Origin of the sequence: Tsukamurella tyrosinosolvens, assembly GCF_900104775.1 — a bacterium.
Taxonomy (GTDB): Bacteria; Actinomycetota; Actinomycetes; order Mycobacteriales; family Mycobacteriaceae; genus Tsukamurella; species Tsukamurella tyrosinosolvens.
In genome coordinates this window covers 83,470-110,254 of the sequence record NZ_FNSA01000003.1, presented here as the reverse complement: position 1 = coordinate 110,254, position 26,785 = coordinate 83,470, and the positions used below count along the sequence as shown (strand labels likewise).

Below are 26,785 nucleotides of genomic sequence, written 5' to 3'. Positions count from 1 at the left end.
CGTCGCTAGGCGTGGGTGAGAGTGTCCGCCTCCGCGACCGCCGAGTCCGTCACGTGCAGCACCCGGCCGGACGCGATGTCGAAGAACAGGCCGATCACCTCGACCCGCCCCGCGGCGACCGCGTCCCGGACCAGCGGGTGCTCGGCCACCGCCGCCACCTGGACGGCGACGTTGACCAGGGAGAGCTGGTCGGCGGTCCCGAATCCCAGGTCCGCCGCCGCGGCGCGGACCGGGTGCCCGGCGCGGAAGGCCGCGGTCGACGGTGCCGCGTGCTCGATCCAGCGCTCGATCGTCGGGGGCACGGCGGGCGAGGTGAGCGCGACACCCATCGCCCCGCACGCCGAGTGCCCGCAGACGATGATCTGCCGCACCGCAAGCTCGTCGACGGCGAACGACAGGGACGCCTCCAGCGACGGGTCCGCGCCCGCGGGCGGGACCAGGTTGCCCACGTTGCGGACGGTGAACAGGTCGCCGGGGCCGCTGCCGGTGATGACGTTCGGCACCACCCGCGAATCGGCGCAGGTGAGGAACAGCGCCTCCGGCTTCTGGCCGCCGCTGAGCTGGTCGAAATCGTCGCTGAGCAGGGCGGCGTGCCGGCGGTGGTAGCGGGCGATCCCGTCCGCGAGGCCGCCGCGGGCGTGCGCGCGCCAGGGCAGCAGGCCGCGCTCGGCCGGGCGTTCCGTGGTCCGACGGGGCGTGACGGTCGCGGCCGCATCGAGGGCCGCGCCGCCCAGGTCGTCGACGGTGACGGTGCCGCCCGCGGCCCGGTAGCGCCGCGCCCACTCCTGGATCTCCTCCGCCGCGGCGTGGTCGAGGAAGTCGACGGTCAGCTCGATCGCGACGTCCTGCCCGGGCGGGACGGTGGCGAGCACCCGCGTCAGTCGCGGCAGGGAGAAGAAGGACAGCGTCCCGTCGACGGTGACGTGCCAGCGGCCGGCACCGTCGACCACGGCCTCGATGTGGGCCCGCGCGACGCGCCACAGGACGAGGACCAGCGCGACGACCAGCCCGGCGAGCACGCCCTCGAGCAGGTTGAGGAACAGGACACCGCCGATGGTCACGGCGTAGACGAGCAGGTCGCCGGTGCGGCGGGCGGTGCGGATGTGGGAGATCTTCACCAGCTGGACGCCGATCACGATGAGCAGGCCGGCCAGCGCCGAGGTGGGGATCTTCTCGACGAGGCCCGAGAGCGCGACGGAGAAGAGGAGCAGCCACACGCCGTGCAGGACCGCGGACCAGCGGGTGCGCGCCCCGGCGGCGACGTTGGTGGCGCTCCGCACGATGACGCCGGTCACGGGCAGGCCCCCGAGCAGGCCGGAGACGGTGTTGGCGGCGCCCTGGCCGACGAGCTCGCGGTCCAGGTTCGTCTTGGCGCCGTCGTGCATGCGGTCGGTGGCGACCGCGGAGAGCAGGGACTCGACGCTGGCGATGAGCGCGACGGTGAGCACGCCGAGGGCGACGGCGCCCCAGTTGCCGGTGGGCATCTCCGGCAGGCCGATCGCGTCGATGATGGAGCCGTTCAGGCGGATCCGCTCGACGTTCATCGGGACCACGAGGGAGAGCACCGTCGCGGCGGTCACGGCGACGAGGGCGCCGGGGACGCGGCGCCACGCCGCGGGCAGCTTCGGCCAGAGCACCATCACCGCGATCACGACGAGGCCGACGGCGAGGTCGGGCCAGTGCAGGGCGCCGATCCTCGAGGGCAGCTCCGTGAGGTTCTGCAGCACCGAGCTGCGCGAGGATCCGCCGAGCAGGACGTGGGCCTGCTGGATCACGATCGTCACGCCGATGCCGGCGAGCATGGCGTGCACCACGACCGGCGAGATGGCCAGCGCCGCACGGGCGATCCGGCTCAGGCCCAGTCCGATCTGCACCAGGCCCGCGGCGACGGTGATCGCGGTGGTCACCTTCCAGCCGAAGGTCGCGATGAGTTCGGCGACCACCACCGTCAGGCCCGCCGCCGGGCCGCTGACGAGCAGCGGCGATCCGCCCATCAGGCCGCCGACGATGCCACCGATGACGCCCGCGATGAGGCCCGCCATGAGCGGCGCGCCCGACGCCAGCGCGATACCGAGGGACAGTGGCAGCGCCACGAGGAAGACGACGATCGACGACGGCCCGTCGAAACGCGCTATGTCTCTGAGTTTCTCCTGCATGGGCACCACTGTGGCGGCGCGGTGTGGTCGCTCCGTCGCGATACCGTGAAGGTTCCGTGAAGACGGCGATCAGGGCGCAGGCAGTGTGAACGCGAAGACGGCACCACGGTCGGGGCCGGCGGACTCCACCCACAGGTGACCGTCGTGGGCGGTCACGATGGCGCGGCTGATGGTGAGGCCCACGCCGCTGCCGCCGTGGTCACGATCCCGGGCGATGTCGGTGCGGTAGAAGCGCTCGAAGATCCAAGGCAGGTGCTCGGCGGCGATGCCGTCGCCGTGATCGACGACCGCGATCCGGATCCGGCGGTGCGGATGGCCGTCGGCCTCGAGTTCGACGTACCCACCGGGATCGCTGTGCCTCAACGCGTTCGACAGGAGGTTCGCCAGCACCTGGTCGAGGCGCTGACGGTCCGCACGGATCGCGCGGCGCGCCCCCGCGCCGATCCGCAGTTGCAGCCGAACCCCCTTGTCGGCGTACGCCCGCGCCGCCGCGGCGGCGGCGGCTTCGAGGGCTTCCGCCACGTCGACCGCGCTGGGCCGCAGGTTCAGCGCGCCCTCCTCCGCGTGCGACACGGACAGCACGTCGTCCGTGAGCCGCGCCAGGCGCGTGGTCTGCGTGCGCAACATGGTGAGGGTGGCGGCGTCCGGCTCGACGACCCCGTCGGCGATGCCCTCCAGGTAGCCGTCGAGAACACTGACCGGCGTGCGGATCTCGTGCGCGAGGTCGGCGAGCAGCCTCCGCCTCGACTCGTCCGTGGACTCGAGCTGCACCGCCATCTCGTTGAACGCCGACACCAGCCCGTCCGCCTCCGGCCCCAGCGCGACGGGGGCGACGCGCACCCCGGACCGACCGTCGGCGACCTGCCGCGCGGCGCCCTCCAGCTTCGCCATGGTGCGACCCAGGCGACGCGCGATGAAGACGCTCGCCACGACGGAGAAGGCCACCGCGGAGCCGAATCCGAAGACCACGGCGACCACGTTCACCGACACGGCGCCGGTGCGCCCCAGGATCAGCGGCCACACCACGAAGTCGACGACGGCGGTCATGGCGAGCGTTCCCAGCGAGACGGCCATGAGCATGCCGCCCATCCGTCCGCCCATCCCGAGGTCGCGCATCCGCCTCATCCGGGTCCCATCCGATAGCCCACGCCGCGCACCGTGCGCACGAAGCGCGGGTCGCCGGCGTCGTCGCCCAGCTTGCGGCGGACGCGCCCGACGTGCACGTCGACGAGCCGCTCGTCGCCGACCCAGCCCGCGCCCCAGATGGATTCGATGAGCTGCGCGCGCGAGAAGGCGACGTTGGGGCTGCGCGCGAGGGTCGCGAGCACATCGAACTCGGTGGCGGTGAGCTCGACGACCCGCTCCCCCACGCGGACCTCGCGCGCCAGCGGATCGACCGTGAGCTCACCGAACCGGCGGGCGGCAGCGGCACCGTCGGGCGAGGAGCGCGGGCGGCGCAGCATGGCCCGCACTCGCGCCACCACCTCGCGCGGACTGAAGGGCTTGACGAGGTAGTCGTCGGCGCCGACGGACAGGCCGACGATCTTGTCCAGCTCGTCGCCGCGGGCGGTGAGCATGATGACGTAGGCGTCGCTGAACGAGCGGACGGCGCGACAGACCTCGAGCCCGTCGATGCGGGGCAGGCCGATGTCCAGCAGGATCACTGCCGGGTCGAGCTCGCGGGCGAGCGCCAGGCCGCGCTCGCCGTCGGCGGCGGTGGTCACGTCGAAGCCGTCGCGGGTGAGGTACTCCTGCGTCAGCCGGGCGAGGGCGGGCTCGTCCTCGATCACGAGGACCGTGTGGGTGTTCATTCTTTATATAGTAATATGCGCATGTGCTGATTCCAGATCCGCCGGTCCCGACACCGTCGATCCTGGGCATGCTCGCCTGGGCCCCGCCAGCGCTCCCCGTGCTGCCGGTGGCGGCGGCGATCGCGGCGGGGCTGTACCTCCTGGGGGTGCGGACGGTGCGCCGGAAGGGCCGGCGGTGGCCGGCCGCGCGCGTCGTGAGCTTCCTGCTCGGCTGCGTCGTGCTCGCGGGCGTCACCGGGCTGCGCATCGAGGCCTACTCGTGGCACCTGTTCAGCGCGTTCATGTTCCAGCAGCTCACGCTGTCGATCCTGGTGCCGCCCCTGCTCGTCGGCGGGGCGCCCGGCGTGCTGCTGCTGCGCGCGACGCCGCACCGCGGGCTCGGCAAGGTCGTGCTCGGTGCGGCGCTCGGGCTGCTGCGCAGCCCCGCCCCGCGGATCCTGCTGCACTCGGGCTTCACCATCCCGCTGTTCCTGATGAGCTACTACGGCGTGTACCTCGGCGGCGTGGTCGACGCGATCGGCGGAACGTGGCTCGGGCACACCGCGCTGCAGGTCTTCTTCCTGGGCGCAGGCCTGCTGTTCATCATCCCGATCCTCTCGATCGGGCCGCTGCCCGGCCGCGACTCCTGGCTGATGCGCTTCTTCGACATCTTCATCGAGATGCCGCTGCACGTCTTCATCGGCGTGATCCTCATGATGGCGACCACGCCGATGGTCGCGCTGTTCGCGACGCCGCCGGCGGCCTGGGGCATCGACCCGCTGCGCGACCAGTCCATCGCCGGGGCGCTGGCCTGGTCCTACGGCGAGCCCATCGCGATGATCACCACGTGCCTGTTCGCGCTGCGCTGGCGCCGGTCCGAGCGGCGCGACGCCGAGCGAGCGGGGGCGGACCGTCGGGAGGAGGACGAACGCGAGGCGTACAACGCGTACCTCGACGACCTGCGGCGCCGGTAACCTGGGGCCCATGCGCCGCGCCCGCCTCATCCTGCTCGCGGGCTGCGTCCTCTACTCCACGTGGATGATCGCACCGCTCCTCGGCTCTCGACTGAGCCCGCTGTACTCCTACGTCAGCGAGACCGGATCCGTCGGGCAGCCGAACGCCCAGTTCTTCCGCGCGACGGACCTGCTCGCCGGCACCGCCTTCGTCGTCGCGGCGGCGCTCGCCCACCGCGCGGCGCGGCCGATGCCGAAGCTCGCCCTGGTCGCGCTCGTGGGTGTATTCGTCCTGGGCGCCGCGACCATGTGCGACGCCCTCATGCCGCTCTCCTGCACCCCCACCGCCGACGCCGCCTGCGCCGCGCGCGAGGCCGCCGGCCAGGTGCCGATCACGCACGTCGGACACGCGGTCTCGTCGGGCATCGCGGGCTTCGGCGGGGTGGTCGCCGTGCTCGGATGGGGGCTGTGGCGCCGCTCGGGCGGGACCGGCGCCCGCGTGTTCGACGGTGCGCGACTCCCCCTCGGCATGGGGGTGGCATACCTCCTGGCGACGGCGTGGACGCTGGCCGCGATGCTGGAACCCGCGCTCTACCTGGGCCTGGCCCAACGCTCGCAGGTGCTCACGCTCACGCTGTGGCTGGTGCTGCTGGCGACGTCCCCGCAGGCTCGGAGACCGCGCGGTCCGCGCCCTCGCGCTCGGCGGCCTCGCGCTCAGCGGCCCGGAGGACCGCTTCGAGGAGGCCCGGATACGCCGCGCTCACCTCGTCGATCAGCAGCAGCTGCCGGGCCGTCGCGCCCAGATCGTCGCGACGCGTGAGCCCCGCCTCGCGCAGCACCTTGAAGTGGTGGCTGGCGGTCGCCTTCGTGACACCGTCGTAGAGCTCCGCGCACACGAGCGCGCGCCGCTCGCGATGCAGGCGCCGCACCATCTCCAGTCGCACCGGATCGGCCAGCGCGCTGAGCACGGTGTGCAGCGGGACGGCGGCTGTCGCGTCGGTCATCATTCTCGTTCCCTGAGATAACGGTTTGATCTTCGTCGAACCGGGTGTACTGTTGCGAACGGTTCGACAATCGTCGAACCACCACCGTACACCCGGAGGCACGGATGAGCCTGGCGCAGCAGGTCGCGGCACCGTCGACCCACGTCCACCCGCAGCGCTGGTCCTTCGCCCTCCTGCTCACGCTGCTCGCGCTGGCCCTCGGCGTCTCCGGGCTGCCGTCGCCGCTGTACCCGCTCTACCAGCAGGAATGGCACCTGTCGGCGCTATCGACCACGATCGTCTTCGCGGTCTACGCGATCGGGGCGCTGGGCGCGGCGCTGACCGTCGGGCCGATCTCGGACGCCATCGGCCGCAAGCCCGTGCTGCTGGCGGCGGTCGGCACGATCCTCGTCGGGCTGCTGTTGTTCCTCTTCGCCGGCGCCGAATGGCAGCTGATCCTGGCGCGTTTCCTCCACGGCGCGGCCATCGGGTCGATCACCGTGGTCGCCGGCGCGGCCCTCCTCGATGTCCGGCCCACCGACGGTGCGCGCAACGGCATGCTGTCCGGCGTCGCCCTCAACGTGGGCATCGCCGCGACCGCCCTCGGCGCCGCGGCCGTGGCCCAGTACGCGCCGCACCCGCTGCGCACGCCGTTCGTGACGATGGGCGTCGTGGTGCTCGCGATCCTGCTCGGCGTGATCGCGCTGATCGAGCCGCACGTCGGGCGCACCGGCGAGCGCGTCCGGCTCAGCCGCCCCGGCGTGCCCGGCGAGATCACCGCCGACTTCTGGTTCTCGGGCATCGGCATCATCACCGCGTGGTCGGTGCTCGGCGTCTTCCTCAGCCTCTACCCCGCGCTGGTGCAGCACGTGACCGGGCACGGCTCGGTGATCTTCACCGGCGGCCTCGTCGCCGTGATGGCGATCGCCTCCGCGATCTCGCAGTTCATCGGCGGGCGGTACCCGGCTAAGCCGACCGCCATCGTCGGCGACATCGGCCTCGCCGCCTCGCTCGCGCTCGCCGTGGTCGCCGTCCGCTACGGCCAGACGTGGCTCATCGTGGTCGACACGATCCTGCTCGGCGCCACCTTCGGCCTGGCCTTCGGCGGATCGCTGCGGCACCTCGGCTCCGTAGCGCCCGCGCATGCCCGCGGCCAGGTGATGAGCGCCTACTACCTACTCGGCTACCTCGCGATGGGCGTACCGACAGTGATCGCCGGCTACCTCGCAACCCAGTACAGCACCGCGACGATCTTCCCCTGGTTCGCCGCCGCCGTCGCCCTGGCCTGCCTCGGCGCCGCCGCGATCGGTCTCCGCGGTCGACGGTCCGCCGTCGTCGCGTAGGGCGGGGCGCACCGCGCCCGCGTCGCCTGCACGTCGACGGGCGGCCGGTGAGGTCGGGCCCTACAGCGCGGCAGTGTCAGCGATCTCGCCGCTCTCGGATTCTGTCCGTTTCGGACACCGCGGCAATACCGGCGGCTCCGGACAGGGAGGGCGCGCTGTGGGGGCTCGATCCCACACCGGAATCCATCGGCTTGGATTGGGGGACGCGGCTTCTCGAAGGAGACGCGTGAACCACCACGGCTCACCGTCGGGGATTCGGCGTCGCGCGGGGGACGTCCGCTCCCCCACCGAACGCCGCGGCTTCCCATGGGGGACCCGACGCCGCGCGGGGGACGGCTGAACCCCCACGAGACGAGCGGCCTCTCGTGGGGGAGCGAACGTCCGGCGCTCCTCTCGGCGCGGCGCGGGGGACGACATGCGGGCACGACTCGTCGATACGGTGCTTTCAGCGCGCGAGCATCGATGCCGACGCTCCTTTGACCGCGCCACGCGGACAGCGACGGAGCACTGCGCCGACCATGCGGAACGCGCGGAACGCCGCCCGTCCTTCCACCCGAGAGCTCTGCGCGCGGGGCGCACGCCTGTCCGAAACGGACAGAATCCGAGAGTCGCCCGCGCGCGGGACCAGCCCGCGACCACGCGCGCTACACGCCGCCGCGAGCTCCGCGGGCCGCGCGGATCAGCCCCCGGGGGTACCCGAGGCGGGAGCGTCCGACGACGGCACCGTCGACGGGGACGGCGCGGCGGACGTGGTCTCGGGCTCGTCGCCCTGTTCGCCCGGCGGAAGCGCACTGCCGGCGACCCAGGTGGCCCACGGCACGGACCAGTCACCGTTCTGCCACTGCTCGAGCGCGGGGCCGCCGGTGTTGCGGACCTCCACCACGTCGCCCGGCTGCGACAGCCCGAAGAACCACTGCGCGTTCGCGGGGCTCAGGTTGAGGCAGCCGTGCGACTCGTTGCGGACGCCCTGCGCGCCGATGTTGTCGAGGGCGTGCAGATAGATGCCGTCGTTGCTGATGCGGGTGGCCCAGCCGATGGTCTGCTTGTAGCCGAGCCGCGAGTTGATCGGCAGCCCGTACGTGGAGGAGTCCATGATCACGGGGTTCGCCTTGTCGAGCACCGTGTAGACGCCGCGCTGGGTCCAGAAGTGGAACGTCTGCCCGTTGATGACCTCGTTGCCGCCCTGCCCCATCGACGTGGGCATCGACCGCACCATCTGGCCGTTGACGAAGACCTGCACCTGCTTGGTGTTGTCATCGGCGATGGAGACGTGCGACTCGCCGATCGAGAACGCGATCGCGATGTCCTTCTCGCCCCACAGCCCCGGGCTGACCTGCTTGCCGAAGGCCTTGACCTCGATCGCCACCTTCGTGCCCGACGGGTAGTAGTCCTTGGGCCGCCACGCCACTGTCTTGTCGGTGGTCCACATCCACGCGCCCTCCACGGGCGGGGTGGTGGTGACCTTGAGCAGCTTCTGGGCCATGGCCCGGTCCTTGATCGCCTCGTCGAAGTGGACGACCGCGACCTGCCCGACGCCGTAGACGGCACCGTCGTTGAGCGACATGCCGCCCGTGTTCTCGAAGTACGGCAGCGTCTTGTTCGTCTCGTCGACGGCGACCGTGGAGAACGTGGTGCGCTTCTCGCGCTGCTGGCCGAGCGTCTCGTACTTCGCGACCAGCGTGTACTGCCCGTTGTACTCGAGCGGCTTCGACGACTTCCAGGTCAGCATGTCCGTCGACAGCGCGCCCTCGACAGCGACGCCCTTCGCGTCGGTCAGCGTGACCGAGCCGAGGACGGCCTTGGCGATGGACACCGTGACCGGGGTGATCGGGCTGATCGCCTGGGCACCGTCGGCCGGGGTGACGGTGACCTCCGCCGGATCGGGCGGGGGCGTGGACGGCCCCGCGCTCGTGCCGCCACCGGTCAGGTCGCCGATCGTGCAGCCGGCGGCGACCAGGGGCACCGCCGCAGCGGCTCCGACCAGGACCGCACGCCGACCGACGCGCTCGTTGAACATGCTCACTCGTCGTTCCCCTCACTGATTACATGCGAGTCTAACGATGCGAGCCGACATCGCCCTCCGGGTAGCGCTCCCGGTGCATCGCCTCGGCCAGCGGGCGACGCTCGCGCCACCCGAATCGCTCCAGGTCGGGGACGGTCTGCAGCGCGGTCACGGGGCCGACACACAGCCACGCGACGACGTGGACGTGCTCGGGCACGCCGACCAATGCACGCAGGAAGGGCTCCCGGTAGAAGGACACCCAGCCCACGCCGATGCCCTCCGCGGTGGCCGCGAGCCACAGGTTCTGGATGGCCAGGGCCACCGAGAGCCGACCGGTCTCGTCGATGGTGTGCCGGCCGAGGATGTGCGTCCCACCGCGGGTGGGGTCGTAGGTGACCACGACGCCGGTGCGGGACGACTCGATCCCCTCGATGACGATCGGGTTGAAGGTGTCCTTGCGGTCCTCCGGCAGGGACCGGGCGAAGTCCTCGCGGCACTCGCCGACGTGCCCGGCGAACCGGGCGAGCGTCTCGGGGTCCTGCACGACGACGAAGTCCCACGGCTGCGTGTTCCCGACGCTCGGCGCGCTGTGCGCGGCGCCGAGGATCCGCACGAGTCGCTCCTCGTCGATCAACTCCCCGGCGAACTCGTTGCGTACGTCGCGCCGGCGCAGGATCGCCTCGAAGACGTCCATCAGGCCCCGTCGGCGCGGGAGGGGACGGCACCGTCGGCGAGCGCGGCCAGGGCCCCGAGGCTCTCGCCGGTGAGGCGCTGCGTGGTCCACTCCTCCATCGGCACGGCGCCGATGGAGCGGTAGAAGCCGATCGCCGGCGCGTTCCAGTCGAGGACGGTCCACTCGAGACGGGCGTAGCCGTTGTCGCGGCACTCCTGCGCGAGCGCGGCGAGCAGCTGCTTGCCGTGGCCGCCGCCGCGGACGCCGGGCCGGACGTAGAGGTCCTCCAGCCAGATGCCGTGCGTGCCGGTCCAGGTGGAGAAGGTGCGGAAGTAGACGGCCATCCCGACGACCGTTTCGGCACCGTCGGGCCCCGGCTCGGCCGCGATGAGCGCGAAGACCGCGGGCGCGGGCCCGAACAGCGCGGCGTGCAGCTGCTCGGCCGTCGCGACGGCGGCGTCGGGCTCCTTCTCGTAGGCGGCGAGCTCGGCGATCATCGTCAGGATCTCGGGCACGTCGGCCGGTGTCGCGGGACGGATCACGCGTCGCCCCGGGCAGCCGCGGCCTGCGCCGCGATCGCGGGCATGAGGCACTCGCGGACCACGCGGCCCGCGGTGTAGGGATCGTCGAAGCTGATCAGGCCGTCGGGCGCGAGCAGCACCGAGTGCCCGACGCGCGCGAAGATCTCGGCGATCGGCTTGGGGTCGAACTCCGGGAGGTCGCCGCTGGACTGGAAGCCCGCGATGATGTTCGCGGCGAACTCACGGCCGATCTCGATGACCATGCCGCCGCCCTGCGCGATCATCGGCAGGCCCACGACGACGTTGCCGTCGCCGATGCCGCGGATCAGGGGCCGGCGGTGCGCCTCGCGCAGGAACGCCACGAACCCCTCGGTGAGCGCCTCCTCGACGGAGCCCAGGCCCTGGACCTGCTGTTCCACCGTCTTGAGCAGCTGCTCGGCCTCGTACCGGATGGCCTGCTGGACCAGGTTGTCCTTGCGGTTGAACCGGCGGTAGACGGTGGCCACGCCGATGCCCGCGAGATTCGCGACGTTCTCCATCGTGGTCCGCGAAATGCCGACGCTGCCGATGCTCGACACCGCTGCAGACAGGATGCTCTGCGCGGTCTGATCGTTTCTGCCGGGACTCACAACGTCCGATTCTAGGCGCAGTGGGACAATGGAGGCATGAACGACGGTCCGAGCAAGCCCAATCCCGTGCAGTACGTCCTGTACTCCTACGGCCGGAGCGTGCTGCCGCCGTCGATGCACGAATGGGTCGCCAACGACCTCGCCGGTCCCCGCGCGGCGCTGCGCACCGTCGTGCGGTTCGCGATCCCGTGTCTGCTGATCCTGGTCCCGTTCTGGTTCATCGACACGTCGGTGCTCAACCGCGCGACGATGACGCTGCCGATCTTCATCCCGTTCGTCTACTTCTCCATCGCGCTGAACAAGATCTACCGGCGCGGGCGGCTGCGGCACCACGGGCTGGATCCCGAGCTGGTCGACGTGATCGCCCGGGAGAAGGAGGCGGACCTGCACGCCGCCTACATCGCCAAGCACGGCCCGCGCGACCACTGAGGCCGCCGCCCGCGCTGATATGTGACGAACGTCCTACTATCAGTGACATGGCGCTCACCGAACTCGTCCAGAAGCTGGCACTGAAGATCCCGACGCCGCTCGTCGCGGGCGGCGCGAAGCTGCTCTTCGGGCTGCCCGTGTCCGTCAAGCAGCGGCTCGGCACCCCGCAGACCGTCGACGGCAACGAGCTGGACCTCGACTCGCAACTCACGCTGCTCATGCTCAAGGCGCAGGGCGTCAACGGGCTCGCCGGCGTCCGCGACGTCGCGCACTCGCGCGCGTCGATGCGGATGCTCAGCGCGGTCGTCGGCGCGGGCACGGCACCGTCGGTCGGCACGCGCGGTCTCATGGTCGACGGTGCCTCCGGTCCCCTCCCGGCGCGGCTCTACACGCCGGCCGGGCTCGAGGCCGGCTCGCCGCTGGTGGTGTTCTTCCACGGCGGCGGCTTCGTGCTGGGCGACCTCGACAGCCACGACGCACCCTGCCGGTACATCGCCGACCGGGCGCGGGTGCGGGTGCTGTCCGTCGACTACCGGCTCGCGCCGGAGACGATCTTCCCCGCGGCCGCCGACGACGCCGTCGCCGCGACCGCCTGGGCCATCGAGCACGCCGACCAGCTGGGCGCCGATCCCGCGCGGGTCGCCGTCTCGGGCGACAGCGCGGGCGGTAACCTCGCCGGCGTCGTCGCGCGCGAGCTGGCGCTGGCCGGCGGCGCGCAGCCGGCGTTCTCGCTGCTCTTCTACCCCGTGACCGGCGCGGATCCGGAGAACCGCAGCCGCGACACCTTCGCCAGCGGCTACTTCCTCACCAAGGCCGACATCGAGTACTTCCGGCAGCTGTACACGCCGGAGCCGGGCCAGGACACCGATCCGAAGTTCGACCTCCGGCACGCCGATCGCCTCGCCGGCATCGGGCGCACGCACGTCGTGGTGGCCGGGTTCGACCCGCTGCGCGACGAGGGTGCGGCGTACGCGCAGCGGCTGCGCGACGCCGGCGTGGACGCCACGACCCAGCTCGCCCCCGGCGCGCTGCACGGCTTCCTCAACATGGTCGGCGTGAGCGCCGATGCGCGGGTCGACGTCGACGCCGCGCTCGACGTCCTGACGGAGGTTCTCGTCCGCAGTTAGCGACAACAACTGTTGGCAGTTGCAGCTGCACGCGAACACGCATGTCACGAAAGGTGGCACCTGTACGCGTATACCCCGTATCGTGGGTTCTGCGGCCGCCATATGACGTCTCCCCCCACGTCGGTGGCTGCGTGATTGAGCCTTGATACCGGCTCCCCCTCCTCCCCCCATTCCGGGAGCCGGTATCAAGGCCTTTCGCGTTTTCGGCCCAGGTGGCCCGGGGTGGATACTGGAGACGTGACGGATCTCGACCAGGCCCCCGCTCCGGCCTCCGCCCCGCCGGAGCAGGCACAACGCACCTTCCTCGATGTCGGCGGCATGACCTGCGCCGCGTGCGTCGGGCGGGTCGAGCGCAAGCTCAACAAGCTCGACGGGGTGCGCGCCGTGGTCAACCTGGCCACGCGGACGGCCACCGTCGAACATGCACCCGGCGTGTCCCTGGAGGACCTGACCGGCACCGTCGAGGCCGCCGGGTACACCGCAGCGCCCAAGTCCCCGAACCCGCGCCGCGCGATCCTCGCCGAGGAGCGCGAGCGGCGCGACGTACTGCGCCGGCTGATCGTCTCGCTCGTGCTGTTCGTCCCGGCGGCGGACCTGTCGATCGTGCTCGCGACCATCCCGTCGACCCGCTTCCCCGGCTGGCAGTGGGTGCTGCTCGCGCTGAGCCTGCCCGTCGTGACCTGGGGAGCCTGGCCGCTGCACAAGCGGGCCTTCCTGGGCGCGCGGCACGGCGCGGCGACGATGGACACCCTCGTCTCGGTCGGCATCATCTCCGCCACCGCCTGGTCGGTGGTCACCGTCCTCACGCCGGGCCGCCAGCGGCCCGATCCGCACGGCTTCTGGAACGCGATCATCCAGTCCGACCCGATCTACCTCGAAGTCGCGATGGGCGTCACCGTCTTCGTGCTCGCGGGACGGTACTTCGAGGCGTCCGCGCGGGCCAAGGCGGCGTCGGCGCTGCGGGAGCTCGCGACGCGCGGCGCCCGCGAGGTGTCGGTGCTGGTCCGCGACGGCTCCGAGCTGCGGATCCCCGTCGGGGAGCTGCGCGAGGAGCAGATGTTCGTGGTGCGCCCGGGCGAGACGATCGCGACGGACGGCATCGTCGAATCCGGGTCGGCGTTCGTCGACAACTCGGCCATGACCGGCGAGTCCCGGCCCGTGCCCGCGGGCCCGGGCGACCGGGTCGTCGGCGGCACGGTCTGCCAGGACGGCCGGCTGACGGTCCGCGCGACCGCCGTCGGCGAGGACACCACGTTCGCCGCGATGCTCCGGCTCGTCGAGGACGCGCAGGCGACGAAGGCGCGGATGCAGCGCCTCGCCGACCGCGTCTCCGCCGTCTTCGTCCCCTGCGTCTTCGCCATCGCCGCGCTGACTTTCGTGGGCTGGCTTCTGGCCGACGGGGTCGACAGCGCCGTGAAGTCCGCGATCGCCGTGCTCGTCATCGCGTGCCCCTGCGCGCTGGGCCTGGCGACGCCCGTCGCGTTCATGGTCGCGTCCGGCCGCGGCGCGCAGCTCGGCGTGTACGTGCGCGGGCACCAGGCGCTGGAGGCCACCGAGACCATCGACACCGTCGTCTTCGACAAGACCGGCACCGTGACCACCGGCGTGCTCTCGGTGGCCGAGGTGAGCGTCGCGCCCGGGTTCACGGAATCCGGCGTGCTGCGGCTCGCCGGGGCCGTCGAGGCGGCGTCCGAGCACGCCGTCGCCCGCGCCGTCGTCGCGCGGGCCGGCGACGACCTGCCCGCCGTCGAGGACTTCCGGTCCGTCCCGGGGCTCGGCGCCACCGGGGTGGTCGACGGTGCCGTCGTGCGGGTCGGCTCGCCGCGGTTCGTCGAGCCCACGCTCCTTTCCGGGGCGGTCTCCGCTGCGGCCGAGTCCGGGCGCACCGTCGCCGTCGTCGAGGTCGACGGTGCCGTCGCCGCCGTCCTCGAGGTGGCCGACACGATCAAGGCGGACGCCGCGGACGCCGTCGCACGACTGCACGAGGCCGGCATCCGGACCGTGCTCCTGACCGGCGACAACGCCGCCGCGGCCGCGAAGGTCGCCGCGCTCGTCGGCATCGACGACGTGCGCGCCGACGTGTTGCCGGACGGGAAGGTCGCCACCGTCCGGGAGCTGCAGGCGTCCGGCCGGAAGGTCGCCATGGTGGGCGACGGCGTGAACGACGGCCCCGCTCTCGCCGCGGCCGACCTCGGCCTGGCGATGGGCACGGGCACCGACGTCGCGCAGAGCGCCGCCGACGTCGTCCTCATGCGGGAGGAGCTGTCCGCGGTGCCCGACGCGCTGGGCCTCGCCCGCGCGACGCTGACGACCATCAAGACGAACCTCGTGTGGGCGTTCGGCTACAACGTCGCCGCGATCCCCGTCGCCGTGGCCGGCCTGCTGAATCCGCTCATCGGCGCTGCCGCGATGGCCTTCAGCTCCTTCTTCGTCGTGTGGAACAGCCTGCGCCTGCGGAAGTTCGGCACGAAGTAGCCGTGCGGCCTGAGGTACAGGCACGTTCGCCGAACAGGTCATGCCGGACCTGCATAGCCTTGTCTCTGCAGGTCACAGCCGTATTCATCGGCGCACGTCATGCGGATTCCGCATGGCCTCCGCGAGCCCCGACCGGCCACAGGTCAGCCGGGTATGCCGATTCCGCATGACTCGGCCGCCAAGGAACTCCGTGACCTGCAGAAACAAGCTATTCAGAATTGGCATAGCAGTCGCCGCGAACAACCACTTCGATACCTGGCCGCCCAGCACCGTCGGGACGGCTGGCATGCGGGACGGACAGCTCAGAGCAGCTCGGGCTCGGAGTCCTCGTCGCGGTTGCGCCAGGCCCAGTGCAGGACCAGGCCGAGGGTGACCAGGGCGATCGCGGCCTCGTCGGTGGCCCAGGCGACGACGCCGCCGACGAACTGGTCGCGGTGCAGGTCCGTCATCCACTCGAAGTCCAGGTACAGGTACAGACGCGACCCGACGAGCCCGTCCATCGTCATCACGATGAGCGCGAACACCATGGTGATCGGCATCATCGCCAGCAGCATGCCGATGCGGCCGATGAAGGGCAGCTCGCCCGGCACCGGATCGATCTGGAAGACGCGCCAGTAGAACAGGAAGCCGGTGAACAGCAGCGCGGCGTAGATCGCCAGGTGGCCCCAGTGGTAGCGGCCGATGCTATCGAAGAGCGGCGTGAAGTACAGCCCGTAGAGCACCGCGGCGAACAGCGCGAGCTGCACGACCGGGCGCATGAGCACGGCGAAGGACCGGGACTCGAGCACCGTCGAGAGCCAGCGCGCGGGCGCCCCGGTCAGGGTGTCGCGCATCAGCGTGATCGGCGCCCCCAGCAGCAGGAAGACCGGCACGATCGACGTCATCAGCATGTGCACCACCATGTGCACGCTGAACATCGCGTTGGAGTAGGTGCGCAGCCCGGAGCTGGTGAGGGTGAGCAGGAAGACGCAGCCGAGCACGAAGAAGACGCTGCGGTACCAGGGCCAGTTCGTCGTGCGGCGGACCAGCAGCAGGTAGCCGACGGCGAGGGCGATCGCGAACGGCGCGAGGTTGAGGTCGGGACGCCAGTTCCCGAGGAAGGCCATCGCACTGGGCGGGTCCGGCAGGTTGTAGCCGAGGAAGTTCTCGCCCACCGTCGGGCGGTCGCGCAGGAAGGGCGGGGGCGTCAGCTCGGACGCCGCGATCGCGGTGCCGAACGCCGCCGTCAGCAGGGCGGCCGCGATCGGCAGGGCGCGCAGCCAATGCGCCGCGCCCGCCGCGAGGAGCAGCCCGCCGGTGGCGAGCAGCAGCAGGCCGTACCAAGTGACCCACAGGTCGGAGCCCGGCGCCATGACCAGGGCGATCACGACGCCGTTGACCAGCGCGACGCCCGCGTACAAGGGGCCGATCCAGCGGCGCTCGGGCCGCGCGGGCAGCCGCACCGCGGACCACAGGGCGCCGAGCCACAGGGCCGCGACCACACCGAGGGTGGTCAGCGCGGCGGTGGTGTAGTCGTGGTTCCAGTTCTGCGCCTCGTTGGCGGTGACGATCGTGGCGAGCAGGCCGACGACGGCCGGCAGCAGCATCCACAGGTGCGCCATCCAGGTCATCGCCGTACGCAGCGCGGCGTACACGATCACCGCGCAGACCAGCGAGACGATCCAGCCCTTGGCGGTGTCCGATGCCGAGATGAGGATGCCGAGGCCGCCGACCCGATAGGTGTCGACGAGGTTCTGCGCGGCGCTCTCCGCGGCCGCCAGGAAGATCATCGGGAGGGAGACGACGGCCCAGGCGACGGCGTACCGCCGGGCCTGCAACTGCGTGAGGTACCCCCGCAGCCCCAGCTCCCCGGTATCGAGCGCCTTGGTCCGGAAGACCGCGTAGGCCACGGCGCCGAAGGTCAGGGCGGCGGCGACGGTGCCGATCACCCGGCCGACGGCCGCCCCGTACGCGGTGAGCGCTCCGGGGTAGGCGTTGCCGTTGACGAGGTAGCGCAGCTCGCCCTCGCTGGCGACCAGCCAGATCACCACCGCGACGGCGGCGACGGAGCCGACGGCCAGCGCCGCGATGCCGCCCGCGCGCGGTGCGCCCGGGGATCCTTCGGTCATCGCAGCGGCGTCGGTCTCCTGCGCCACCGTGGTCAAGCTACTTCGCGTCCTTGATCTTCTTCACGGCCTTGTCGAGGAAGCCGTTGAACTCGCCGCGGTCCGGGTCGCCGCCGAGCTTGGTGCCCTGCACCGCGACGGTGTAGCCGCGCAGCGAGGCCACGCCGACGAGGACCTTCTGGTGGATCGGGAAGGAGTCGGTGCCCTTGGTGCGGGTGCCGTCGAGGGCGATCTCGAAGGTGGCCTTCTGCGTGTCCGAGGAGACCTCCTTGGTGATGGCGCGCACCTTGATGGTGCCGCCCCGCGGATCGTTGGTCTCGATGGTCACGTCCGAGCACATCTTCAGCAGGCCGACCTTGACGGTGTCGACGTCGACGTCCTTGGCGACCAGCGTCTCGCTGAGGCTCTTGCGGTCCTGGTCGTGGACGCCGGCGACGGTGTCGCCGTCGCCCTGGCCGCCCTTGGCGGCGGCGAGGATGTTCTTGCACTCCGGCGGGGTGACCTTCGCCGAATTGGCGAGGGTCAGCGGGTCGGCGCCGAGCTCGTTGGCCAGCCGCTGCTGCGGCGACGGCACGACGATGTAGCCGCCCGGGAAATCGCTGGAGTTGAGCAGCAGCTCCGCCGACGGTGCGGTGGGCTTGGCGGTGGTGTCGGGGTCGGCGACGGCGACGCCGCCGGTCAGGCCGGCGACCAGCGCGGTCGCGGCGGTGAGGGTGGCGGCACGACGCAGGCCCGCTCGCTTGAGGTCAGTGTTCGCGTTCATCGTTTCCTCTATCCGTTCTCGTCGGCCGAGCGTTACCGCACGGCGCGGCCGCGCAGCGCCATCCAGCCGAGGGCGGCCACGGCCACCACGATCTCCGCCGCGGCGAAGACGATCATCAGGGTCATCCAGGGCTGCATCGCGCTCATCGAGTGCCCCATCGCGCCCATGTCCATGCCGGGCATCGAGTGGTCCATGCCGGCCATGCCGGAGTCCATCGCCGACATGAGCACCGGGTGCAGGGCGATCATGATCGCGCCCATCGCGGCGGTCCGGACCCAGGCGCTCACCGTCGGGTTGCGGAACAGGCAGACGGAGCAGTGCGCGCAGCCGATCAGCATCGCGGCGACGATCACCGACGCGACCCAGCTGTGATCGCCGAGCATCGGCAGGTGCACCAGCGACGTGGCGAGGGCGACGGCCGCGCCGACCCACCCCCAGATCCGGATGGTGCGCGACGTGTCGGTGTTCTCCGCGTGCTTGTGCATCACGCGGGCCATCCTACCTGGGATTTCGCGGTGAGCAGAATCCCCTATCGGCCTGTGCGCGGGACCGTCTCCAGTAACCCCGGTCGCTTGACCGTCCCCGGACGTCGTGATCGACTGGGCACAGGTAATCGGCGTTAGGAAACCAGCGCTTCTGCAATCCGACCGATCGGAACGGGTCCGTCATGAACGCGAAGCATCTGGGCGCGGTAGCTGCTGCCCTCCTCACTGCGACCACCCTCACCGCGTGCGGGTCCAGCGACGACCAGCAGGACAGCTCCGTCGCCTTCTCCCAGATCACCGGCGACGACTTCACGTCGAACCCCGGCGCCTTCCAGACCGACGGGGTGCCCGTCCCCGAGAAGGGCGTCACGGTGGTCGGCGACCCCGTCGCCGCGCAGGCCGTCGCGAACGCCGGGCTCGAACAGGGCACCATCACCGCGAGCTCCGAGGACGCCACCGTCTTCTACCCGAAGGCCCCGCCCGTTCCCGGCCTGCCCGTCGCGGAGCAGGAGGTCGCGCCCCCGCCGCCGCAGCTCACGCGGCCCGTGAACACCCGCCCGTGGAACTACACGCCGCACCAGATCACCGTGTACCGGCAGATCTGCGAGACCGGCCGGTGGAACGACTGGGTCGCGGGCGCCGAGGTGCAGTCGCAGACCTGCTGGACCGTCTACGGCCGCCAGCTCGGCGTGCGCCCGTGGTACCCCGGGCAGCCGAAGCCGTGGGAGCGCCCGACCTGGCCCAAGCCCTGGTACGAGCCGACCTTCCGCGCCGACGTCCCCGTCATGTGGGTGTACCCGCGCGACTGGAGCCGGCCGCGTCCGCAGCCGATCGTCTCCGTCTCGATCGGCCTGAACGTGCCGCAGAACCCGCACGCCCGCCCCAACCCGCGGTTCCGCGACGACCCCTACCTCCCGGTGTGGGCGGTCACGCCCGGCCGGCCCGTCGCCGCCCGGGACCAGGCCCGGGTCGTCGCGCCCTGGCTCGCCTACGACGTCACGCCGACGGTGCGCTACACCCCGCCGCCCGTCTACCCGGGCACGGTCCTCGCGGCCATGCCGACGTCGGGCCGGGCCGAGGTCGTCACCGCGCTCCCGGGCGCGGACGGCGAATGGAATCCCAACCGGGACAGGACGGTGCTCGCCCCGTCGGCACGCGCCATCGCCGGCGCCAGCGTCTACAACGGGACCCGCGCCGACGTGGTGCGCGCGCTCGGCGAGGACGTCGACGTGAGCGTCGCGACGAGCCGCAGCCGCGCGTCGACCACCACGACGACGACCACGAAGAAGACGACCGCCACCAGCGCGGACGCCACCTCCACGACGAGGACCACCGATGGCGACGGGGCCGGGGCGGCGACGACCACGCGGACCACCGACCGCACGACCACCACGACCGGCTCGGAGAAGCCGCGCGGCACGACGTCGAAGACCACCGAGCCGACCACGACGACGACCACGTCGAAGTCGACGACGACGGCGCCGTCGGCCACGAAGACCACCACGACCGCACCGAAGACCACGACCGACGCGCCCGTCACCACGTCGCAGGCCGAGAAGCCCGCGACCACGACGACGAAGCCCGTCACGCGGACGACGACGAAGCCGGCCACGACGACGACCACCACGACACCGGCGCGCTGAGGCGCGCCGGGCCCGGCTAGATCCGGCGGGCCAGCCCCACGCGGGTCAGCGTGCCGACGAGGCGCAGGGTGCGTCCGATCTGCCGCGGCGAGGCCATGACGGTGCGCTTGTGCCGGTGACCGGCGGCGGCGACGGGCTTGCCGTCGAGGCGGTCGGCGAGCCAGCCGAGCAGCAGCGGCGCCGACAGGAAGTGCATCGAGAAGTGGTCGCTCCACTGGTCGGTGAGGTACTCGACGTGGGTGCCGCCGGACGTGTACCGCTCCACGTGGGCCTCGGCGTCGGAGGCCGGGGAGATCTGGTCCTTGGTCGACTGCACCACGAGCATCGGCACCGCGGGCGCGGACTGGCCGGGCCGGATGTCGTCGAAGATCTCGAGCAGCTTCGGCAGCCGCGCGACCTCGTCGAACGACAGCTCGGGGCAGTAGTACCCGAAGTCCTTGTGCGCCATCTTGCGGATGGCCCGTTCGGGCGACCAGTCGAGGGCGTCCTCGTAGAAGAGCTTGCGGCCCTTGTCGTCGACGTGCTCGGCCAGCACCTGGCGCAGCGTCGGGTATTCGCGGGCCAGAGCCGCGATGACCAGCGTCGGCAGCCCCGTGAACAGGGTGTTGTTGAGGTAGACGAAGACGTTGCCCGGGTCGGACACGGGCGCGCCCACCGCCCCGGCGATCAGGTTCAGTTCGGGGGCGTACGACGGTGCGATCTCCGCCGCCCACGAGGTGGCGAGGCCGCCGCCCGAGTAGCCCCAGACGCCGAGGCGGGTGTCCGCGGCGAGGCCGAACGGCTCGTGGGAGAGCGCGGCCCGCAGGCCGTCGAGCACCATGTAGCCGGGTTCGCGGGGGATGCCCCAGCGGCCGGACTGGCCGCCGTGGTCGGGCACCGACACCGTCCACCCGCGCGCGACGGCCGCGGCGATGAAGAGGTACTCGATCTGCGGGAACGAGGCGTCGTCGCACTTGACGCCGTGCTGCAGCACGAAGGAGGGGAAGGTCTTGGGGTGCAGCGAGTCGATCGCGCACTGATACGAGACCAGCGGCGCACCCGGCTTCGCGCCGCGGAGCGGGCTGATCACCGTGGTCACGGTGACCTCGGGGACGCCGTGCATGTTCACGGTGCGGTACAGCAGCTGGGTGGCGCGCACCTTCTGCTTGATCCGGCCGAGGAAGCCGATGCTGACGTCGCGGTACCGCAGCACGGTGCCCTCGGGCGCGTCCTCGAAGCCCGACGGGGCGTCGAAGAACGGGTCGTCGCCCACCATCTGCGGCTCCGCGGGTGCGGGCCACTGCTCGGCGAGCTCCGTGCGGTTCTGCACAGCCGTCATGTCGCGTCCTCCTGATCGGGCGTTCGGAGCGACTGTACACACAGTTGGGACAGATCTGAAGAATCTGTCCCATTGCGGTTCGGTTGCGAAGAGCCCGTGGCATGGACAGAGCGCTGCTCGGAGAGTCGATCGGGTGCGCGTGTGAACATCCGGTGAATCCGTCCGCGGGCGCGCCCACGACGGCTAATCTTCAGTTCGCTTAATGAGGGATTGAGGTGAATGTCGTGACTCCTGGCGACCGCGTGCAACTGCGCGACGAGGTGCTCGGCTACGGGACGGTGCTCAGCGCCGACGACGAGGTGGTGTCCGTGAAGCTCGACGACGGCCGCGCCGTCGCGGTGCACCGCGAGGCACTGGTGCTGCTCTAGCCCCTGCGGCCGTGGAGCTACTGGACGCCCATGAGCGCCAGCGTCGTCCGCAGCGACGCGACCAGGGACCCCGTCGGAATCGTCGGGTCCAGCGCGCGGTGGATGCCCATGCCGACCCCCGCGCTCAGCATGAGGTCTGCCGCGTACTCGACCTGCTCACCATCCACGGCTCCGGGATTCTCCGCGTCGAGCAGGCCCTTCAGCCCGTCGACCACCGCCTGCCGCAGGGAGTTCCGTAGCGCCACCGCCATGGCACGCAGTTCGGGGTCGTTCCGGGCGACCACCATGAACTCCAGCTCGAGCATGGTCCAGCCCACGTCCCCGAGGGTCCGTTCCACCCAGTCCGAGAACGTGTCGATCCGGTCCGAGACGTGGCCCGGCGCGGTGGCCAACGCCTCGATCTCGGCTGCCTTCTCCTCGTGGATGGCCTGCAGCACTTCGCGGCACAGGTTCGGCTTGTCGACGAAGTTGGAGTAGACGGCACCCTTGGAGTAGCCGGCGCGATCGGCGATGTCCTCGAGGCTCGCGGCCGCGTAACCCACTTCGAGGAAGCGGTCGCGCGCGGCGACGAGCAGATCGGCGCGCGTCTGCGCGCGTTGCTCCGTCCTGGTCAGCCTGGCCACGCGAGAAAGAATACGTCAGGGAGTATTCAAAAACTGTCAGTATTCGGATACTGTCGGTCGCACCAGATCGAAAGGATCCGCCATGGCCCTCTTCGGCCCCTCCATCGACCACCTCGCGCAGCTCGACGGTGCGCTCGTCGTCGTCACCGGCGGCGCCCGCGGCATCGGCGCGGCCACCGCCCGCCTGTTCGCCCAACACGGCGCCCGCGTCGTGCTCGGCGACGTCGACCTCGACGTCGCCGAGGCCACCGCCGCGACCCTCCCCGGCGCACGCGCCGCCCGCCTCGACGTCACCGACCGCGACTCCTGGGCCGCCCTGATCGCCGACCTCGACGCCCCGATCGACGTCCTCGTCAACAACGCCGGCGTCATGCCGCTCGGACACTTCGAGGAGGAGTCCGAGACCACCACCGACCTCATCCTCGACGTCAACGTGCGCGGCATGCTCAACGGCATGCGCGCGGTGATCCCCGGCATGGCCGAGGCGGGCCGCGGCCACGTCGTCAACGTCGCGTCGATGGCCGGGATGATCCCCATCCCCGGCATGGTCACCTACAACGCCAGCAAGTTCGCCGCGCTCGGCGCGTCCCTCGCGGCCCGCCGCGAGTACGAGGTCGCCGGCGTCGCCGTCTGCGCGATCCTCCCGTCCGCGGTCCGCACCGAACTCTCCTCGGGCGCGCAGCTCGGCGGCGGCATGCCCACGGTCGACCCCGAGGACGTGGCCGCCGCGATCGTCGACACCCTGCGCACCCGCGCCGCCCGCACCTCGGTCCCGAAGTGGGTCGCCCCCGGCTGGAGCCTGGTGGAGGCCTTCGTCCCCGAGCCGATCGAGCGCCTCGCCCGCAAGTTGGTCGACGACCGCCGGACCCTCGCCCTCGACGCAGCGGCCCGCAAGGCCTACACCGATCGCATCGCCCGCCAGGCAACGGATCACGCCGCCCTCGCCGACGACGAGGCCACCCGGTGACCCGCGCGCTCGTCATCGGCTGCGGCGGCACCATCGGCGGGGCCTGGACCATCGCCGCGCTCGCGGCGCTCGAGGAGCAGCTGGGCACGGACGTGCGGGACTTCGACGTGCTCCAGGGCACCTCCGCCGGCTCGGAGATCATCACCGCGCTGCAGGCGTTCTCTGTCACCGACCTGGTCGCCATGCAGGAGGGGCGCGCGGAATCGCCCGTCCTCCAACATCATCTGGCCGCGACCCCGGCGCCGCTGCCCCGGATCCCGTTCTCGCTGCCCGCCGATCTGTCGACCCTGTGGACCCGCCGTGGCGGGCACGCCCCGCTCACGGGCGTGGCCCCGCGCGGCCGCGGCGACGCGACCTGGCTGCAGGAGCTCGCCGACGCCACCGTCGGGCCGGGCGCGCTCGTGCCGCCGAAGGCGCGACTCGTGGCCTACGAGCCCGCCACCGGCGAGCGCGTCGCCTTCGGCGCGCCCAGCGCCCCGAAAGCCACTGCCGGCGCGGCTCTCCGCGCGTCGTGGGCGATCCCCGCCTGGATGCCGCCCGTCGAGATCGAGGGCCGCACGTACGTCGACGGCGGCGCCGCCTCCACCGCCTCGGTCGACCTCATCACCCCGCAGGACGCCGACGAGATCGTCGCCGTCGTCTCCATGGCGTCGGCCCCCGGCGTCCGCGGCCCCGGGGTCGGCGGCCTCCTCGAGTACGCCGCGCTGCGCCGCCCCATGTCCGCCGTCTTCTGGAACGAGGTGGCCGTCGCGCGGGCCCGGGGTCAGAAGGTCACCGTCATCGCGCCCGACGGTGCCGACCTGGCCGGGCTCGGAGCGAACTTCATGGCCCGGGGCAAGCGCGCCGAGGCCTTCGCGGCCGCGCGGCGCACCGCCCCGGTCGCCGTCCGCCGCGGACTGGAGGAGGCCCGATGACCGAGCCCCGCATCGTGGTCATCGGCGCCGGCGTCGCCGGCATCTCGACCGCGCACGTCCTGCAGGAGCAGGGCTTCACCGACTGGATCGTCCTGGAGAAGGGCGCCGACGTGGGCGGCGTCTGGTTCTGGAACCACTATCCCGGCCTCACCTGCGACGTGCCGTCGCAGATCTACCAGTTCGCCTTCGCCCCGAAGGCCGACTGGGAGAAGATCTGGGCCACGGGCCCGCAGATCCAGCAGTACCACCGCGACGTCGTCGAGCAGCTCGGATTGACGGACCGGATCCGCTGCAACACCGAGGTCCTCGCCGCCGAGTTCGACGACGCCTCCGCCACCTGGGCACTCACCCTCAACACCGGCGAGACGATGACGGCCGACTTCGTCGTCTGCGCCACCGGCGTCCTGCACAACCCCGCGATCCCGGACATCGAGGGCCTCGCGGACTTCGCCGGCGACGTGGTGCACACCGCCCGCTGGGACGACTCCCTCGTCACCGAGGGCCGGCGGATCGCGGTCATCGGCACCGGATCGACGGGCGTGCAGGTGGTCTCGGCGCTGCAGCCGGCCGCGAGGCACCTCACACACTTCGTCCGCTCGCCGCAGTGGGTGCTGTGGGCGCCCATGCGACTGCCCCAGATCGGGCTCGTCTCGGAACTCTTCAAGCGGGCGCCGAAGGTGCTCGACCAGGTGCACCAGGGCCTGCTCTGGGGTTCGGGGATCCTCGCCGACATCGCGACGAAGCCCTCGTGGCGCCGCCGCGCCGTGCAGGCCTACGCGCGACTCTCACTGCGCGCCCAGGTCCCGTCGCCGATGCGGGACGACCTCACGCCCGAGGACGAGCCGCTGTGCAAGCGGCAGGTCGTCTCCGGCACGTACTACTCCGCACTCAAGGGGCGCAATGCCTCTCTGGTGACGGAGGGCATCGCCCGTATCGAGTCCGGCGGTATCCGTACCGTGGACGGCACCCTGCACGAGGCCGACCTCATCGTGCTCGCCACGGGTTTCCGCGCGCACGACTACATGCGGCCGATGCAGGTGACGGGCCGCGGCGGGATCAAGCTCGACGACGCCTGGGCCGACGGCCCCCGCGCCTACCGCATGACGGCGATCCCTGGCTTCCCCAACATGTTCACCGTGCTCGGCCCCAACTCCCCGACCGGGTCGATCTCCCTGCAGTTCTCCGCCGACCTCACGGCGAAGTACATCGCGCAGTGGCTCGATCGGTTCCGCCGCGGCGACGTCGCGACGGTGGAGGTCACTGAGGAGGCCACCGAGGGCTTCAACCAGCAGGTGGCGGAGGCGATGGGCCCGACGGTGTGGAACACGGGCTGCAACTCCTGGTACTTCACCGAGGGCGGTTCGATCGACCTCTGGCCGTTCGATCGGAAGACCATGGTGCGCATGCTGTCCGCGCCCGAGGACGCGGACTTCCACATCCGACGGTCCGCCGACCGCACCTGACGCTCACGGCGTCCCGAGGCGGGCGCGGAGGACGGAGAGGGCCCGGTGCTGCGTGAGCAGCACCTGGCCCTCCGTCATCGTCAGCACCTGCGCACACTCGGCGACGCTGCGCCCCTGCACGATCCGCAGGTACAGCACGATCCGCAACTCGTCGGGCAGGCGGTCCACCAGGGACCCGCGCGCACACGTCCGCGCGGCATCGGAGTCGATCATGGGGTGATCCTCCGACGCGCGTGCGGCGAACGTCCTTCCGCACGGTCGCACTCACGTCGCGATCCTGTCTCAGACCACCGTCAGAACCACACCCGCGCGAGCCACGCCGCGAGGCCGAGGCCGCACACCGCGACCGCCACGCGCAGTTTCGCGGCGTCGATCCGGGCGACGACGGGCGGGCCGCACCAGCCGCCGGCGAAACCGCCGATCGCCATCGCGATCGCCGCGGGCCAGTGCACCGGCCCGAAGACCGCGAAGCCGATGGCGGCCACCAGGTTCGCCAGGCCCAGGACGTAGCTCTTGAGCATCGCTGCTCGCCACAGGGGTTCGGACGTGGCGAGGAGGGTGAGTGCCAGGATCATCACGCCCGCACCGGCGCCGAAGTAGCCGCCGTACACCGCGACCAGGAAGACACCCGCCGGGTAGAACCGTGCGAGCCGCCGCACCGCCGCGCGCTCGTGCAGGTGCGGCTGTAGCAGGATCGCGATCGCGGCGACCGCGATGAGGACCGGGACCACCCGCTCGAAGGTGTCGCCCGGGGCGAGCAGGAGAAGAGCCGACCCGACCGCCCCGCCCGCGACGGCGGCCGCCGCAAGAGTCCGCATCTGCGAGCGGTCCTTCGCGAGCTCCGACGCCGACGAGGCGATCGACCCGCCGCCCACCGCCACCATCGCGACGGTGTTCGTGACGTTCGCGGCGACCGGGGAGAGGCCGAACGCGAGCAGCGCGGGATAGGAGACGATCGAAGCCAGCCCCGTGATGTAGCCGATCAGCCCGGCACCGAACCCGGCGACCACCAGCGCTGCCACCGTCAGCGCCGTCATCGTCTCCCCTGTTCCGGG

General features: G+C 71.7%; 25 protein-coding genes and 1 pseudogene. 11 read left to right on the top strand and 15 right to left on the bottom strand.

From position 1 onward, the window contains the following. Positions 1-5: 5 nt before the first annotated feature. The 3 genes from BLW32_RS02035 to BLW32_RS02025 form a co-directional block, all read right to left on the bottom strand. Positions 6-2,156: a solute carrier family 23 protein gene (locus BLW32_RS02035; RefSeq protein ID WP_068740488.1), complete on the bottom strand. Its 2,151-nt coding sequence runs from the start codon at positions 2,154-2,156 to the stop codon at positions 6-8. A 69-nt stretch (positions 2,157-2,225) separates the two neighbouring features. Further along, on the bottom strand, positions 2,226-3,281 hold the full coding sequence (locus BLW32_RS02030) for a sensor histidine kinase (protein ID WP_074850310.1): 1,056 nt from the start codon (positions 3,279-3,281) through the stop codon (positions 2,226-2,228). Beyond that, entirely contained in the window at positions 3,278-3,967 is a 690-nt protein-coding gene (locus BLW32_RS02025; protein ID WP_068740484.1) for a response regulator, read from the bottom strand. Before BLW32_RS02025 ends, BLW32_RS02030 begins: the two co-directional genes overlap by 4 nt. Positions 3,968-4,035: 68 nt before the next feature. Here BLW32_RS02025 and BLW32_RS02020 point away from each other — a divergent pair, with 68 nt between their 5' ends. Beyond that, entirely contained in the window at positions 4,036-4,920 is an 885-nt protein-coding gene (locus tag BLW32_RS02020) for a cytochrome c oxidase assembly protein (RefSeq protein ID WP_082791247.1), read from the top strand. Between the two features lie 10 nt (positions 4,921-4,930). Beyond that, complete coding sequence (locus tag BLW32_RS28020) at positions 4,931-5,719, top strand: DUF998 domain-containing protein (RefSeq protein ID WP_074850308.1); 789 nt, start codon at positions 4,931-4,933, stop codon at positions 5,717-5,719. 52 nt (positions 5,720-5,771) lie between these two features. On the opposite strand, the pseudogene BLW32_RS28415 reads toward BLW32_RS28020, so the two are convergent. Further along, positions 5,772-5,831 (bottom strand): annotated as a pseudogene (locus BLW32_RS28415) (ArsR family transcriptional regulator); the annotation flags it as partial. 176 nt (positions 5,832-6,007) lie between these two features. Here BLW32_RS28415 and BLW32_RS02005 point away from each other — a divergent pair. Beyond that, positions 6,008-7,225, top strand: coding sequence for an MFS transporter (locus tag BLW32_RS02005; protein WP_068526601.1), 1,218 nt, complete (start codon positions 6,008-6,010; stop codon positions 7,223-7,225). Positions 7,226-7,904: 679 nt separating this feature from the next. On the opposite strand, the gene BLW32_RS02000 is transcribed toward BLW32_RS02005, so the two are convergent. The 4 genes from BLW32_RS02000 to BLW32_RS01985 are packed head-to-tail and all read right to left on the bottom strand — an operon-like array spanning position 7,905 to position 11,050. After that, entirely contained in the window at positions 7,905-9,242 is a 1,338-nt protein-coding gene (locus BLW32_RS02000) for a L,D-transpeptidase (protein ID WP_068740476.1), read from the bottom strand. A 37-nt stretch (positions 9,243-9,279) separates the two neighbouring features. After that, a complete protein-coding gene (gene bluB, locus BLW32_RS01995) occupies positions 9,280-9,921 on the bottom strand; it encodes a 5,6-dimethylbenzimidazole synthase (protein WP_068740474.1) in 642 nt (213 codons plus the stop codon). After that, on the bottom strand, positions 9,921-10,442 hold the full coding sequence (locus BLW32_RS01990) for a GNAT family N-acetyltransferase (protein ID WP_068740472.1): 522 nt from the start codon (positions 10,440-10,442) through the stop codon (positions 9,921-9,923). The genes bluB and BLW32_RS01990 overlap by 1 nt, the downstream gene beginning before the upstream one ends. Next, positions 10,439-11,050: a TetR/AcrR family transcriptional regulator gene (locus BLW32_RS01985; RefSeq protein WP_074850306.1), complete on the bottom strand. Its 612-nt coding sequence runs from the start codon at positions 11,048-11,050 to the stop codon at positions 10,439-10,441. The genes BLW32_RS01990 and BLW32_RS01985 overlap by 4 nt, the downstream gene beginning before the upstream one ends. A 36-nt stretch (positions 11,051-11,086) precedes the next feature. Between BLW32_RS01985 and BLW32_RS01980 the strand changes: the two genes are divergently transcribed. From BLW32_RS01980 to BLW32_RS01970, 3 genes are all read left to right on the top strand, one after another. Further along, complete coding sequence (locus BLW32_RS01980; RefSeq protein WP_068526596.1) at positions 11,087-11,479, top strand: DUF5313 domain-containing protein; 393 nt, start codon at positions 11,087-11,089, stop codon at positions 11,477-11,479. A 47-nt stretch (positions 11,480-11,526) separates the two neighbouring features. After that, positions 11,527-12,606: an alpha/beta hydrolase gene (locus BLW32_RS01975; protein WP_068740470.1), complete on the top strand. Its 1,080-nt coding sequence runs from the start codon at positions 11,527-11,529 to the stop codon at positions 12,604-12,606. 237 nt (positions 12,607-12,843) lie between these two features. Further along, complete coding sequence (locus tag BLW32_RS01970; protein WP_068740468.1) at positions 12,844-15,081, top strand: heavy metal translocating P-type ATPase; 2,238 nt, start codon at positions 12,844-12,846, stop codon at positions 15,079-15,081. Positions 15,082-15,383: 302 nt separating this feature from the next. Here the strand turns inward: BLW32_RS01970 and BLW32_RS01965 are convergent, their stop codons facing one another. From BLW32_RS01965 to BLW32_RS01955, 3 genes are read right to left on the bottom strand one after another with little or no spacing between them, the layout of a single operon-like run. After that, entirely contained in the window at positions 15,384-17,216 is a 1,833-nt protein-coding gene (locus BLW32_RS01965) for a cytochrome c oxidase assembly protein (protein WP_139286021.1), read from the bottom strand. Between the two features lie 10 nt (positions 17,217-17,226). Further along, positions 17,227-17,949 (bottom strand): hypothetical protein, encoded by a 723-nt coding sequence (locus BLW32_RS01960; protein ID WP_068740466.1) that lies wholly within the window; start codon positions 17,947-17,949, stop codon positions 17,227-17,229. A 32-nt stretch (positions 17,950-17,981) separates the two neighbouring features. Then, positions 17,982-18,437: a hypothetical protein gene (locus tag BLW32_RS01955; protein ID WP_139286020.1), complete on the bottom strand. Its 456-nt coding sequence runs from the start codon at positions 18,435-18,437 to the stop codon at positions 17,982-17,984. Positions 18,438-18,616: 179 nt separating this feature from the next. Between BLW32_RS01955 and BLW32_RS01950 the strand changes: the two genes are divergently transcribed. After that, positions 18,617-20,077 carry a hypothetical protein gene (locus tag BLW32_RS01950; RefSeq protein ID WP_068740462.1) on the top strand — a complete coding sequence of 487 codons (1,461 nt, stop codon included), beginning with the start codon at positions 18,617-18,619 and terminating at the stop codon, positions 20,075-20,077. Between the two features lie 16 nt (positions 20,078-20,093). On the opposite strand, the gene BLW32_RS01945 is transcribed toward BLW32_RS01950, so the two are convergent. Beyond that, positions 20,094-21,395 (bottom strand): lipase family protein, encoded by a 1,302-nt coding sequence (locus BLW32_RS01945; protein WP_068740460.1) that lies wholly within the window; start codon positions 21,393-21,395, stop codon positions 20,094-20,096. A gap of 224 nt (positions 21,396-21,619) precedes the next feature. Here BLW32_RS01945 and BLW32_RS27345 point away from each other — a divergent pair, with 224 nt between their 5' ends. Then, positions 21,620-21,763 carry a hypothetical protein gene (locus BLW32_RS27345; RefSeq protein WP_156486382.1) on the top strand — a complete coding sequence of 48 codons (144 nt, stop codon included), beginning with the start codon at positions 21,620-21,622 and terminating at the stop codon, positions 21,761-21,763. Between the two features lie 17 nt (positions 21,764-21,780). Here the strand turns inward: BLW32_RS27345 and BLW32_RS01940 are convergent, their stop codons facing one another. Next, positions 21,781-22,386: a TetR/AcrR family transcriptional regulator gene (locus BLW32_RS01940; protein ID WP_068526585.1), complete on the bottom strand. Its 606-nt coding sequence runs from the start codon at positions 22,384-22,386 to the stop codon at positions 21,781-21,783. A gap of 82 nt (positions 22,387-22,468) precedes the next feature. Here BLW32_RS01940 and BLW32_RS01935 point away from each other — a divergent pair, with 82 nt between their 5' ends. Genes BLW32_RS01935 through BLW32_RS01925 form a run of 3 tightly spaced genes read left to right on the top strand, consistent with a single transcriptional unit; the run spans position 22,469 to position 25,730 of the window. Continuing rightward, positions 22,469-23,353, top strand: a complete 885-nt coding sequence (locus BLW32_RS01935) for an SDR family oxidoreductase (protein WP_068740458.1) — start codon at positions 22,469-22,471, stop codon at positions 23,351-23,353. Continuing rightward, on the top strand, positions 23,350-24,267 hold the full coding sequence (locus tag BLW32_RS01930; protein ID WP_068740457.1) for a patatin-like phospholipase family protein: 918 nt from the start codon (positions 23,350-23,352) through the stop codon (positions 24,265-24,267). The genes BLW32_RS01935 and BLW32_RS01930 overlap by 4 nt, the downstream gene beginning before the upstream one ends. Next, the gene (locus tag BLW32_RS01925; RefSeq protein WP_068740456.1) at positions 24,264-25,730 is read left to right on the top strand and encodes a flavin-containing monooxygenase; all 1,467 of its coding nucleotides are present in this window, start codon (positions 24,264-24,266) and stop codon (positions 25,728-25,730) included. Before BLW32_RS01930 ends, BLW32_RS01925 begins: the two co-directional genes overlap by 4 nt. Positions 25,731-25,733: 3 nt before the next feature. Here the strand turns inward: BLW32_RS01925 and BLW32_RS01920 are convergent, their stop codons facing one another. Further along, positions 25,734-25,943 (bottom strand): sigma factor-like helix-turn-helix DNA-binding protein, encoded by a 210-nt coding sequence (locus BLW32_RS01920; RefSeq protein WP_068740455.1) that lies wholly within the window; start codon positions 25,941-25,943, stop codon positions 25,734-25,736. Between the two features lie 80 nt (positions 25,944-26,023). After that, positions 26,024-26,767, bottom strand: a complete 744-nt coding sequence (locus BLW32_RS01915; RefSeq protein WP_068740454.1) for a sulfite exporter TauE/SafE family protein — start codon at positions 26,765-26,767, stop codon at positions 26,024-26,026. Positions 26,768-26,785 lie beyond the last annotated feature (18 nt).